Origin of the sequence: Corallococcus sp. Z5C101001 (assembly GCF_007352635.1) — a bacterium.
In the GTDB taxonomy this organism is placed as follows: domain Bacteria; phylum Myxococcota; class Myxococcia; order Myxococcales; family Myxococcaceae; genus Corallococcus; species Corallococcus silvisoli.
On the sequence record NZ_VKLU01000010.1, the window covers coordinates 379,475 to 392,235 of the forward strand.

Consider the following 12,761-nt stretch of genomic DNA (forward strand, 5'->3'; position numbering starts at 1 on the left):
TGGAGTGGCATGCGAGACACCTTGTTCAGGGGGTGACACAGCCTCCCGTGGCGTTGGGGCTGAGGATGGCGCCTGTTTCCTGCGTGCAATTCTTGACGCTGCGCAGGTGTATGTAGCCCACGCTGCCGCCACCTCCACCGCCGCCGCCCTCGGTGCTTGCGAAATCCTTGATCCCGTCGACACCTCGGCCAGGCGCGGCTGACAACGCACCGCCGCCGCCGCCCTCGCCTCCCGTCGTGTTTCCCTGTGTACCTCCACCGGCGGGAGCGGCCGTGTCCTGCGATCCATTGGCTCCGTTGCTGCCGGCATTGTTGTTACTGGTGCCCGCCTTTCCACCGCCGCCGCCATTGGCGGTGATGCGAGCCGCGGAGGTGAGCGACAGCTGGAAGGCTTCCAACACCACACGGCCACCGCTGCCGCCGCCTCCACCGCCACCGCCCTTACTGCCGCCCGCCTTGCCACCCGTACCGCCGTCACCGCTGGTGGAGATGACCTTGGAGATGGTCAGGGTGCGTGCGACCGAGAGTTGGATGGCACCGCCGCCAGCTCCGCCCTTGCCTGCCTCCGGCTGGGGCGTCGCGCCTCCGCCATTGCCACCCGGGCAGCCGCCCAGCAGCGGTTCCGCCAGCGCGGAGCGGCTGGCGCCCCCGAGGCCCTGGCTCTGGCCGTTGTTATAGCCCCTGCCGCCTTCGACGCCCGTGGTGCCATTGGCCGCCCCACCTCCGCCTCCGCCCGTCTTTCCTCCGAAGGTGCCAGCGCCGCCAGCGGACGCACCACACTCCGCGTTTCCATTCAGGATGCTGCCCGTGGCGAGGATGGACTGGCTCACGGTCGCGTCGCCGTAGACGGCCAGGATGACGGGCAGGGGGCCCTTGATCTGCAGTGTCCCATTCAGCTCGAGGGTGCGCACCGGGATGAGCAGGGCAGGCGGATTTCCAGCACCTTGCTGCAGCGTCACGATCTTGAGCGTGGCCCGGGTCGGGACGGAGCTGGCGGGAGTCCAACTGGAGTCGGTGGTGTCGAACGTCACGTTCCCACTGGTCTTGAGCTCACCAATGTCCGCGGCCGCGATGGCATTCGGGTCGAAGTTGAGGGGCCGGTAGGGGAACGGGCTGCACTCGGCGGTCGCCAGGCACACACCCGGGACACCCCCGGAGGTGGTGCACGCCGCGTTGACGTCCACCTCGTAAGCGCACTCAGCGCTCGTCGTGCACACCTGCTTGACCCGGTAGCACGGAGACGGAATACAGGCCGTGGGCGTGCCCACGCAGTGGCCTTGTCCGTCGCAGAGGTCGGGAGTGGTGCACGTCAGCCCGTCCTGGCAAGAGGCCGTATTCGGAAGGGGAGCGAAAGAGCAGAGCCCGGTGGCCGGCTCACAGGTGCCCTGAGTCTCCTTGCACTGTTCGGCGGACTCGCACGTCCGCGGAGTGCCACGGCATGCCCCGTCGTTCCCGCACAGGTCGTTGTTCGTGCACCCGTTGTCGTCGTCACACGGCCTGCCCTCGGTCGACTCGACGGCCTCGCACCGCCCCGTGGCGGGCTTGCACTCCTGTCGCGCGTCGCAGACTCCGCTCGGCTGGGGGCACGACACCGTGCTGGACGGCATGCACTTCGCCGCGAGGCCTACTCCCTCGCAGTGATCCCCCGTCGTGCACGCATTGCCGTCGTCGCACAGCGAGCCCCCGCAGTTGGCCTCCTGGCAGCCCACGCGTTGATTGCAGTTGAGGTCGACGGTGGAGCTACAGGTCTCGACGGCGCCCGGATGGATGGCCGCGTTCGAGTCGTCGCAGTCCGGCTCCCGGTCCCACATGGCACCCACGAGGTGGCCGTCCTGGTCCGCGTCCTCCGCGGCGAGCCGGACGTCCCAGCGGGCGAACGCCTTCGCGGGCACGACCACGGGCGAGCCGCTGGTGTGGCCCTCCACCGCGTCGCCCGTGCACCGGTTCCCGGCGGCCTCCGCGTACGACGACACCGTCACGCTCAGGGCGGTGTCCCACTCCGGCTTGCGGCGCACCGCGACCAGGATCTCGGGCTTGTCGGCGTTCTTGAACTGGGTGGAGGGGATGTCCGTCCCGTCCTGGTGGCCGTTCGCGTCCTTCACCTCCACGCGCACGCACGCGGGTTTGAACGAGCCGTACGCCACGGCCACGCGGATCGCTCCCTCGTCGGGAGCCTTCTCCCCGCAGGAAGCCAGCAGCACCACACATCCCAGCAGGCAGAGCCGATACATGGCGCCGCACTGTACTCAACCCGGCTCGAAAGGAGGGAGGGGGGCCGTCCAGACCCCGCCTCCATCCCGTGGCATCAGCCGCGCAGGGACACCACGGTGACGCCGTCTCCACCCTCGTGGCTTTCACCCGGGCGGAACATGCGGATGTAGGGCGACGCGGCCAGGTGGTCTCGGATGGCCTGCTTGAGGGCGCCGGTGCCGTGGCCGTGGATGATGAGCGCGGCCTCCTCGCCCTTGCGCAGGCCCTGGTCCAGGAACGTCTCCAGCTCCGCCAGCGCGTCGTCGGCGCGCATGCCGCGCACGTCGCAGCGGAAGTTCGTGGCGTCCACCTGGGCGGGGGCCGCGGAGGCCGCGCGCTTCAGGGCCGCCTCGCCCTTCCGCTGCTCCGGGAACTTCGTCTGCTGCGGCTTGCGGGTGCGCGAGCCGGACAGCTCCGTCGTGGGCACCCGCATCTTCAGCGCGCCGCCCGCGGACACCACCGCCTGGCCCTCGGTCAGCTCCAGGATCTCCACGTCCCGGCCCAGGCCGGAGTGGTGCACCCACGCACCCACCTTGAGGTTCGCGGGCCCCGGGGCCTCCACCTGGAACAGCTCCGCCTTGGCCGCCGCCGCGCGCTTCTGCGCCTCCTCCGCGCGCTGCTGGAGCTGCAGGCGGGCCTCGGAGAGCGCCTTCTCGCTCTGCTCCGAGCGCAGCTTCACGAGCAGGTCGCGCACCTCCTGGGCGGCGTGCTCGCTGGCCAGGTGCACGTCCTCGTTGAACTGCATCATCCGGCCCTTGCGCTCGCGCTCGAAGGCGACCTTCTGCTTCTCCAGGTCCGCCCGCAGCGCCTCCGCTTCCTTCGCCGCGAGCCGCGCCTTCTCCAGCTCCTCGTAGAGCTTGCGCCGGTCATCCTCCGCCGCCGCCAGCGCCTTGGTGAGGGGACCGCCCGCGTTGAGCGATAGCTCCCGCGCGCGCTCGCACACGTTCGAGGGCAGGCCCACCCGCGCCGCCACGTCGATGGCGGACGACTGGCCGGCGGCGCCCATCTGCAGCCGGTACGTGGGCGCCATCCGCTTGGAGTCGAAGCCCACCCGCGCGTTGAGGAAGCGCGGATCCATGTGCGCCAGGGCCTTGAGCTCCTCCAGGTGCGTCGTCACCAGGACGTACGCCCCCTTGCCCAGCAGCTCTTCCAGCACCGCGATGGCGATGGCCGCGCCCTCGCGCGGATCGGTGTCCGCGGCGATCTCGTCGATGAGCACCAGCGAGTCCGCGCCCACCACCGCCAGGATGTCGCGCAGCAGGGTGACGTGGCCGCTGAACGAGGACAGGCCCTGCGTCAGGTCCTGCGTGTCACCCACGGTCGAATGCACGGAGCGGTACAGCGGCATCCGCGACCCTTCGCCCACCGGGATGGGCAGCCCCGCGCGCAGCATCAGCGCGCACAGGCCCACGCCCGTCAGCGTCACCGTCTTTCCGCCCGCGTTGGGGCCGGAGACCACCAGGGCCCGGGCGCTGTCGGTGAGCGTCACGTCGTTGGACACCACCTCCGAGCCCTTGAGCACCAGGCGCGGGTGGCGCAGCGCGCGCAGCTGCAGCTCCTTCACGTCCACGAACGTGGGCGTCGTGGCGTCCAGGTCCGCGGAGAGGATGGCGATGGCCTCCACCTCGTCCAGCTCCGCGACCGCCTCCAGGCCCTCCAGGATGCGCGAGGACTCGCGGCCCACGAGCTTGCTCAGCTCCTGGAGCACCTTGAGCTCCTCCTCCGCGACCTCCGACTGCGCGATGGCCAGGTCGTTGCCCAGCCCCACCATCGCCTGGGGCTCCATGAAGAGCGTCTGCCCCGTCTGGCTGGCGTTGTGGACGATTCCGTCCACCTCCGAGCGGTAGTTGGACACCACCGGCACCACGTACCGCCCGTTGCGCAGCGTGTAGTAGTTCTCGCGCAGCTTGGGGGTGAAGGACTCGTCGTGGAGCAGCTCGTCCAGGCGCGTCTTGATGCGCCGGTGCAGGCCGCGGGCCCGGTCGCGCGCCTCCTTCAGCTCGGGGCTCGCGCGGTCGGAGATCTCCCCGTCCGGCTCGAAGCACTGATCCAACCGGCGCGCCATCGCCTCCAGGAAGGGCAGGCGCTTGGAGATCTCCACCAGCCGGGGGACTCGCTCCTTGCGCTCGTCCAGCGCCTCGCGGGTGCGCGCGAAGGCGAAGAGCAGCTGGGCCGCGTCGATGAGCTGCCGGGGCTCCAGCACGCCGCCCTTCTCGGCGTGGCCTACCGCGGTGCGCAGGTCCGTCACGCCGCCCAGGGGCAGGGAGAACTGCTGCTGTGACAGGAAGCGCGCCTCGTCCACGAGCGCCAGCGCTTCGGCCACTTCCGCCTCGGTGTCGTGGAAGGGGCGGGCGAGCACTCGCTCCTTGCCTGGCTCCGTGCGGCAGCGCTGCGTCAGCGCGCGGAGCACTTCCGAGTAACCAAGGTCTTCCAACGTCCTTTGGGAAATCTGCACGATCATGGGTTTCATGCGAGGCCGGGTGCCCGTCAAGGGGAAGTATTGAGGTGCCCCACCTGGCTCTGCTATCTGCCATCCATGATGTGGGTTCTCGTGGTGGCGTTGCTGGCGGGCGCCTCCGACGCACCGTCTCCTCCGGTCCTGACGGCGCAGGCGGCCCCCAGCCCGCTGGCGGACGCACTCGCCCTGGAGTCCGCGGGGAATGACGCCGGGGCCCTGGCCGCCCTGGAGCGGCTGGTGCTCACCCAGCCCCGGTGGGAGCTGCCTCGGATGGAGGCCGCGCGGCTGCTGCTCAAGGGAGGCAGCGCCCCGGAGCTGGAGCGCGCCGGGGTCCATCTGGATGCGGCCCTGCGCGAGGCCCCGGACAACCCCCGGGTCCAGTTCCTCCGCGGCCAGCTCCTGGAGGAGCGGGGGGCCACCTTCGACGCCATCCGTGCCTATGAGAAGGCGGTGGAGCTGCGCCCGTCCTACGACGACGCGCGCTTCCGGCTCGCGGGGCTCTGGGCCCAGGCCGGGGACTGGCTCAAGGCGGAGCTGCACTACCGCCCGCTGTCCAAGTCCCGGCCCGCGTGGGTGCAGGTGCGCATGCAGCTGGCGGCGGTGCTGGAGAAGCAGGGGCGGACGCTGGACGCGGAGCGGGAGTTCCTGGCCGCGCGCGACGCCCAGCCCGACAGCCCGGGTGTCCTGAGGACCCTGGCGGCCTTCTACGACCGGACGGCCAGGCCCCAGCTCGCCGCGAAGGTGAGGGCCCAGCTCGCCGCGCCGGAGAAGCGCTCCATGCGGGTGCTCAAACCTTCGAAGCGTTGACAGCGAGCGGGAAGGCGCGGTCGGGAGCGATTGCTTCGCGCGACGCGCTGCATACACTGCGCCGGCCTTGAAGACCGCCAACCTCGCCATCGTCTTCACCGACATCAAGGGCTTCACCGAACGCACCAGTCGGCAGACGCTGGAGGAGAACCAGCGGCTGCTCCAGGTGCATGAGGCGTTGCTCGCGCCGCTGTTCCGGGCCTTCGGTGGACGCATCATCAAATCCATTGGCGACGCGTTCCTCGTCACCTTCGAATCGCCCACCCAGGCGGTGCTCAGCGGCATCGCCATCCAGGATCGCCTCTGGCACCACAACCGGGCGCTGCTGGAGCAGGACCAGATCCACGTGCGCGTCGCCGTCAACGTGGGCGAGGTGCGGGTGGAGAACAACGACATCTTCGGCGAGCCGGTGAACATCGCGGCCCGCGTGGAGGGCATCACCGACGCGGGCGAGGTCTTCTTCACGGAGGCCGTCTACCTCTCCATGAACAAGGCGGAGGTGCCATCGCAGGAGGTGGGCGCCTTCGAGCTCAAGGGCATCCCGGGGAAGATCCGCGTCTTCCGCGTGCCGCGCGCGCCCTACCGGGTGGAGGCCCCCTCGCCGGACGCGGTGGTGTCGCCCGTGGACGAGTCCGCGATGCCGCCGTTCGGCAACCTGGCCCTGTCGCGCGTGGCCGACCCGGGGCTGGACCTGGGCGCCCTGGGGCAGCGCGCGGCGGTGGGCGCGGTGGCGGTGGGGCAGCGGGCGGCGATGGGCGCGGTGGCGGTGGGGCAGCGGGCCACGGTGCTGGGGAAGCAGGCGCGCTCCGCGACGGATGCGCTCTGGTCTCGCATGTACGCCCGGCTGCCGCCCGCCATCACTTCGAAGCTGTCGTCGACGGTGGCCGGGTGGGCGGTGAGCGCGGCGCTGGTCCTGGTGCTGGTGGGCGTGTGGCTGCTCGCGGCCGGGGACGGCGCGACCCTGCGCGCCATCCGCGCGGTGGAGGGCACATCCGGCGCGGAGAAGTCCACCCGCGTGGGCGAGGCGCGGCGGCTCATCAAGGACGAGAAGGATCCGGCCCAGCGCCTGTATCTCAGCGGCCGGCTGGAGGAGGCGCAGGGCAACTGGGGCGGCGCGATGAGCTTCTACTCCCAGGCGCTGCGCAAGGACGTGAGCAACGGGGACTCGACGTCCCGGCTCATCTCCCTGCTGAAGCACGAGCAGTGCGGCGTGCGCTCGTCCGCGGCGGAGGTCGTGGCCAGCCTGCGCCTGGAGGCGGCTCGCAGGGCGCTGGAGTCGCTGGCGGACGACGGCGGTCCGAACGACGGGAGCTCCAGCGGCATCCTGGGCCTGAGCACCTGTGACTCGAAGAAGGCGGCCACGAGCGCGCTCAAGCGCCTGGCCGCGAACTGACCTCCCGCGCATGTCGTGGGCCACGGGGAGAGGCGAGCGAACGTGACGAAGGTGAAGACGGGACTGGATGTGTGGGCCGCGCAGGGCTTCTCCGCTCTCAAGGGCAAGCGCGTGGGCGCCATCGTCAACCCCACCAGCGTGGACTCGCGCTTCCGCCACCTGGCGGACCTGCTGGCGGGGACGGAGGGCGTGACGCTGGCGGCGCTCTTCGGGCCGGAGCACGGCATCCGGGGCGAGGCCCAGTACATGGTGGCCGTGGACGAGGCGCGCGACCGCAGGACGGGCGTCCCCGTGCACAGCCTCTACGGCTCCACCTTCGAGTCGCTCTCCCCGCGCCAGGAGTGGCTGAAGGGGCTGGACGCGCTGGTGTTCGACATCCAGGACGTGGGCAGCCGCTACTACACCTACGTCTACACGATGGCGCTGGCGATGAAGGCCGCCGCCCAGGCCCGCGTGCCGTTCTACGTGCTGGACCGGCCCAACCCGCTGGATGGGGTGTCGCTGGAGGGCAACCTCGTGGGGGATCGCTTCCGCTCCTTCGTGGGACTGTACGCGTTGCCCAACCGCCACGGCATGACGGCGGGGGAGCTGGCGCGGCTGTTCAACGCGCAGGAGGGCTTCGGCTGTGAGCTGACGGTGGTGCCGTGCGAGGGCTGGACGCGCGACATGCACTGGAGCGACACGGGCCTGCCGTTCCTGCCGCCGTCGCCCAACATGCCCACCGCGGACACGGCGCTCGTGTACCCGGGCATGTGCCTGGGCGAGGGCACCAACGTGTCGGAGGGCCGCGGCACCTGCCGCCCCTTCGAGCAGTTCGGCGCGCCGTGGGTGGACACCGACAAGCTCCTGGCCCGCTTGGAGCGGGAGCGCCTGCCGGGCGTGGCCTTCCGGCCCGTGGGCTTCACCCCCACGTTCGACAAGTACCAGGGGCAGTCGTGCAGCGGGGCGTTCATCCACGTCACGGACCGGCGCGCGTTCCAGCCGCTGCGCACCGGCATCGCCATCTTCCAGGCGCTGCACGACATCGGGCCGGGGCACTTCGACTGGCGGGCGGACGCGTACGAGTTCGTGGAGGACGTGCCCGCGTTCGACCTGCTGTGCGGCACGGACCAGGTGCGCCGGGGCATCGAGCAGGGGTGGAGCCTGGAGCGGATGCTGGAGGGCTTCGAGGTGCAGACGGAGGCCTTCCGCAAGCACCGCGAGCCCGCCCTGCTGTACGCTCCGGGCCGGTGACCTCCACGTGATTGGCGTCTTCTCCGATACGCACGGCGACCTGGGCGCCTTCGACGCGGCCTATGAGCTGTTGCGGGCGAAGGGCGCCCGGCGCTTCCTCTTCACCGGCGCGCGCTACACGGACCTGGATGAGTGGGTGCTGTGGCGCAGGCAGAAGAGCCGGGGGGGACGCGAGTACTCCGACGCGGACTTCCTGGCGGACGTCACCCAGTGGCTGGTGGCGCCCCAGGAGGGCCGTCCGCGCACGCCCGTGACCCGCGAAGCCCCCGCGGACCTGGCGTCGGAGGATGACCGGCGGCTGGTGATGGAGCGCTTCGTGCGCGTGCCGGAGCGCGACTCGCTGGCCTACCGGGACCCCACCGTGGCGAACAAGGCCATGGACCTGGTGGGGGACACGCTCTGCTGCGTGGTGCACGACAAGAACGACCTGGTGCGCGACGACCTGCTCAACGCGCTGGTGTTCATCCACGGCAAGGAGCCGGACCCCGCGGTGGTGCAGATTGGTCCGCGCTACTTCGTCACGCCAGGCCGGCTGGTGGGGGCCGCGGAGCAGACGTGCGGCCTGCTGGAGAAGGTGGATCGCAACCTGAGCTTCTCCGCGTTCCGCTTGGATGGACACCTGGTGCTGCCGCCCCGGGTGATCCAGGTCGATTCGCGCTCGACGAAGCTCACCGTCAAATAAGAGGCCCGCCGTGAAGGTCGCGCTGCTCGGAGGCTCGTTCAACCCGCCGCACGTGGGCCACCTGATGGCGGCCTCCTACGTCCATGCGACGCAGGGCGTGGACGCGGTGTGGCTGATGCCCACGTTCCACCATCCGTTCGGCAAGCAGCTGGAGTCCTTCGAGCAGCGCGTGCGCATGTGCGACGCGCTGTGCCAGGAGACGTCTGGCTGGCTCCAGACGAGCCTGGTGGAGCGCGAGGTGGGCGGTGGCGGGCGCACGGTGGACACGCTGGCGTTCCTGGTGGAGCGCCACCCGGACATCCAGTTCTCGCTGATCATCGGCAGCGACATCCTGAGGGACCTGCCGCACTGGAAGGACTTCGACCGCATCCAGCGGATGGCGCGGGTGCTGGTGCTCTACCGCGCGGGCTACCCGGCGCCGGACACGGTGGGGCCGCCGCTGGCGGAGGTGTCCTCCACGCAGGTGCGGGAGCAGCTGGCGCGCGGCATCGAGCCGTCGGAGCTGGTGCCGTCCGCGGTGCTCGCGGTGGCGCGCGAGGCGGGCCTGTTCGGCCTGCGCGTCCCTCGCGCCCAGGCGGACTAGAAGGTCATGCCCACGATGTGCAGGTCGCCGAAGCCGCTCTCGAAGCGGTGCGCGTACTGGTAGAAGAAGGCGAGCGCGTACGCCTGGCCCATGGTGAGCCGCAGCGTGGCCGAGCCGCCCACGGCTCCGTGGTTGGCCCGGTTGTCCGTGCGCGCGATGGCGCCGAAGCCTTCCAGCTCGAACTGGCTGATGAAGAGGGACGGCAGGACCCACAGCGTGGAGGCCCAGCCGTAGTCGATGATGAAGCGGTACCGGTAGCGCGCGTTGGCGATGAGCACGTTGCGCGCGCGGAAGGTGTGGTCCTCGTAACCGCGCAGGTATTCGCTGAAGGCGAGGCCCGGCTGGAGGCGCAGGGGGAGGCCGCCGTCGCTCGTGCTGTCGCGGTTGATGAAGAAGGCCTGTCCCGGGAGCAGCCCGCCCACCTCCAGCAGCCCGTCGGGTGCTCCGGGGAGGGCGCGCCCCGTGACGGAGAGCATGAGGTTGTCCTTGCCGGTGAAGGGCAGACCTCCCAGGTAGCCATCCACGCCCAGCCGTACGTCGCCCACGGTGGCATCGCCCGCGAAGGCCTGCGGGAAGAGGCCCCCGCTCACGGACAACCCCAGGCCGCGCTGCGTGCCGCCGTAGGAGGTGCCCTCGCCCGCGAAGTACGAGGCCGCGACCTCCGGGCCAATCAGACGCGTGGTGATGGCCGGACGGCGATCCGTCGCGTCGAACCGGCGGTCCAGCGCGAGCAGGCCGAACGACACGGGCGTCGTCCAGAAGGCGCGCGTGGCGAACGCCGTGGCCTGAAGGTCGGTGCGGTCCGACTCGCGGAGCCGCGCCGCGGAGACCTGGATGTAGAAGGGCGAGAGCTGCGCGTTGCCGTAGGCGAACGACACGCTGGGCTGTTTCTCCTTCGTGTCGTAGGTGAGCGTCAGGGCGTAGGCGTGGAAGCCCAGCCGGTCCTGGCCCGCGATGGAGACGCCCGCCGCGAGGTACGGGTCCTCGTTATCGACGTCGTTGGGGACCGTGTAGAAATAGGGCACCCGGTAGTTCGGGATGAAGAAGCCCTCCAGCGGCGAGTAGGGCTTGTCCGAAAGGACCTCCACCTCGCGGGAGGCGCTGGGCGGGGAAGCCACGGGGGCTTCCAGATCGTGGGCGGGATCCACCGGGAGCGGAGGTGGCGCGACCGGCTCCGGGATGGGAGTCGCGACCTGCGGACCCTGAGTGGAGGCATCCGCCGGAGCCGGGGGCTGACCGGGGAAGGTGGCGAAGTCGTCCTGCGCGTCCGGAGGCGGAGAGGCCGTGCCCTGCGCATACGGGCTGGAGGGCGATGACGTCGCTTCCGGTGGCACCGCCCCCGGTGCTCCCGCGTCCGCGTTGGCGATGGCTGCCCGCGCGCCTGTTCCGGAAGCCATGCCGACAGGCGCACCCGCGACGGAGTCGCCTGGAGCGGAGAGGGCCGCATCGAGGGGAGGGGAGACGGGCCTCACGGAGGCGGAGTCGGCACCCGGTGTCCCCGTCGCCGCGACGGCCGTGACGGGCGGCGCGCGCAACGCGGCCAGGGCCTCGGTGAGGGGCGCGCGATCCACGGTGAAGCTCGTGCCGTCGCGGTTGAGGAAGACCACCGAGTCCCCTCCCACGGACGCCACGTCCAGCGTCAGGTGGGGTGCGTCGGTGACGCGCTCGATGCGCCGGGTGGACACGGTCATCACGTGGACCTGGAGCCGGCCCTCGGACTCGCGCAGGAAGGCCAGGTGGTCCGCGTCCAGCCACCGGGGCGAGTAGTTGAAGAGCCCGTCGCGCGTGAGCCAGCGCAGGGAGCCGTCCGGCTCGCGCAGCACCAGGTCCCAGCCCTCCGTGCCCTCCATCGGGAACACCCACTGCCCGCCATCCGGCGAGGACGCGGGGGGGCCCAAGGCCGTGTGCGCCCGGAAGTCCGTCAGCCGCTCGCGCTGGCCGGACTCCAGGTCCAGCCGCACGAGGTTCGCCACGTCGCCGCGCACCTCCACGAACACGTAGCCCCGGCCGTCCTCGGTGACATCGCCGCCCATGCCCTCCAGCCCGTCCCACAGCCGCACGACGTCACCGGTGCGCGCGTCCACCCGCCACAGCTTCGCCGTGTAGCTGCCCACCGAGTCCACGTCCGCGCTGACCAGGTACAGCCACGCGCCGTCGCGGCTGAACGTCATGCCGCTGACGAGCGAGGGGCTGGCCACCACCCACCGGCGCCCTGGGAACAGCTGCACCAGCGCGCGGCTGAAGCGCTCGCGCCCGTCGCGGTCGCGCACGGTGAGCCGGGTGATCTGTTCGCGCCCCACGCTCAGCAGCGCCGTGCTGCCGTCCTGGGGGTTGGCCGCGAGCCTCGCGAAGTAGCCCGCGTCCGGCACGAGCACCGCTTGCGTCGCGGGGCGCTCCCGCACCTGGAGGTTCTTCTGGAGGCTCTCCTCGTACTCGCTGAACAGCGACCCGATGTCCTTGCCGTATACGCGCTTGAACCGCAGCGTCACCGCGATGGGCGGGAAGAGCGAGCTGCCCTGTTCGTCCACCAGCTTCCACAGGCGCTTCTCGCCGTATGTCCGGGCCAGATACTCCACGAAGTGCATGCCGCTCAGGTAGTTGCCGCCAAACGGATCCAGCGCGCGGTTCTCCGGAGACAGGTAGCCCGCGTTGAGCTCGCCGCGCTTGGCCTGCACCGCCCCTTCCCACCAGCCGCGCCACACCGGGCTGTGGGGCCTGCCGGTGGCCTTGCCCAGCCGGCCCTCGTAGTAGGTGGCCAGGCCTTCCAGGAACCAGGACTCGGTGAAGATGTTGGGCTGGAAGAGGCCGCCCGTCACCAGGTTGAGCGCGCTCCACACCCCGCCCACCTGCTGCATCTGCACGTAGTGGACGGACTCGTGACATGCGACGTCGCCGATGTCCGTCTCACCCAACCCCAGGAGGTTGAACTGCTCCAGCGTCATGTGCTGCGGCAGCACCATCTGCTGCGGCGTGCTGGCGAACTCCGACTGGACGTACGCGTTGTTGAAGTCCGCGCTCGTCAGGTAGACGAGGACCCGCTTGCGCTCGGTCTGGCTCCACGCGTCGGAGCGCAGCCGGTCCACGCAGGACTCCATCCGGGCCGCCACCCGCAGCGCCGTCGTGCGCAGGTGGACCGGGTAGTACAGCTCCATCGACCGGGTCGTCAGCTTGTGCATCTCGTCGCGGGCGAACGAGGCCTGGACGTTTTGCGGAAAACGGGGTGCGACGAAAGCACACCCGGATGTCAGCAGGAGGAGACAAGCGAGGATGGCGGGCTGGCGGGCAGGCCCGCGAGAGGCTGACATGGCGGAGCATCCTACCGACCACAATTCGTAGTCACGAACGCGATTTTCACG

8 protein-coding genes are annotated in these 12,761 nt (G+C 70.8%); 5 read left to right on the forward strand and 3 right to left on the reverse strand.

What is annotated here, in order from left to right; all coding sequences use genetic code 11:
* Positions 1 to 25: 25 nt before the first annotated feature.
* Positions 26 to 2,230, reverse strand: a complete 2,205-nt coding sequence (locus FOF48_RS23925) for a putative metal-binding motif-containing protein (protein ID WP_143905080.1) — start codon at positions 2,228 to 2,230, stop codon at positions 26 to 28.
* A gap of 74 nt (positions 2,231 to 2,304) precedes the next feature.
* Complete coding sequence (locus tag FOF48_RS23930; protein WP_143905131.1) at positions 2,305 to 4,710, reverse strand: endonuclease MutS2; 2,406 nt, start codon at positions 4,708 to 4,710, stop codon at positions 2,305 to 2,307.
* Between the two features lie 75 nt (positions 4,711 to 4,785).
* Between FOF48_RS23930 and FOF48_RS23935 the strand changes: the two genes are divergently transcribed.
* From FOF48_RS23935 to nadD, 5 genes are all read left to right on the forward strand, one after another.
* Positions 4,786 to 5,514: a lipopolysaccharide assembly protein LapB gene (locus FOF48_RS23935; protein ID WP_143905081.1), complete on the forward strand. Its 729-nt coding sequence runs from the start codon at positions 4,786 to 4,788 to the stop codon at positions 5,512 to 5,514.
* A 67-nt stretch (positions 5,515 to 5,581) separates the two neighbouring features.
* Positions 5,582 to 6,907, forward strand: coding sequence for an adenylate/guanylate cyclase domain-containing protein (locus FOF48_RS23940; protein ID WP_143905082.1), 1,326 nt, complete (start codon positions 5,582 to 5,584; stop codon positions 6,905 to 6,907).
* Between the two features lie 42 nt (positions 6,908 to 6,949).
* Entirely contained in the window at positions 6,950 to 8,140 is a 1,191-nt protein-coding gene (locus tag FOF48_RS23945) for an exo-beta-N-acetylmuramidase NamZ domain-containing protein (RefSeq protein ID WP_143905083.1), read from the forward strand.
* Between the two features lie 7 nt (positions 8,141 to 8,147).
* A complete protein-coding gene (locus FOF48_RS23950; RefSeq protein ID WP_143905084.1) occupies positions 8,148 to 8,822 on the forward strand; it encodes a hypothetical protein in 675 nt (224 codons plus the stop codon).
* Positions 8,823 to 8,832: 10 nt separating this feature from the next.
* Positions 8,833 to 9,405, forward strand: a complete 573-nt coding sequence (gene nadD / locus FOF48_RS23955; RefSeq protein WP_143905085.1) for a nicotinate (nicotinamide) nucleotide adenylyltransferase — start codon at positions 8,833 to 8,835, stop codon at positions 9,403 to 9,405.
* Here nadD and FOF48_RS23960 read toward each other — a convergent pair.
* A complete protein-coding gene (locus FOF48_RS23960; protein ID WP_255442590.1) occupies positions 9,402 to 12,581 on the reverse strand; it encodes a hypothetical protein in 3,180 nt (1,059 codons plus the stop codon). The two genes, nadD and FOF48_RS23960, sit on opposite strands and share 4 nt — an antisense overlap.
* Between the last annotated feature and the right edge of the window lie 180 nt (positions 12,582 to 12,761).

Excerpts from the sequence above, each read along its gene's own strand:
- FOF48_RS23925 (WP_143905080.1), bottom strand. The coding sequence starts at position 2,230 with ATGTATCGGCTCTGCCTGCTGGGATGTGTGGTGCTGCTGGCTTCCTGC.
- FOF48_RS23930 (WP_143905131.1), bottom strand. The coding sequence starts at position 4,710 with ATGATCGTGCAGATTTCCCAAAGGACGTTGGAAGACCTTGGTTACTCG.
- FOF48_RS23935 (WP_143905081.1), top strand. The coding sequence starts at position 4,786 with ATGATGTGGGTTCTCGTGGTGGCGTTGCTGGCGGGCGCCTCCGACGCA.
- FOF48_RS23960 (WP_255442590.1), bottom strand. The coding sequence starts at position 12,581 with ATGCACAAGCTGACGACCCGGTCGATGGAGCTGTACTACCCGGTCCAC.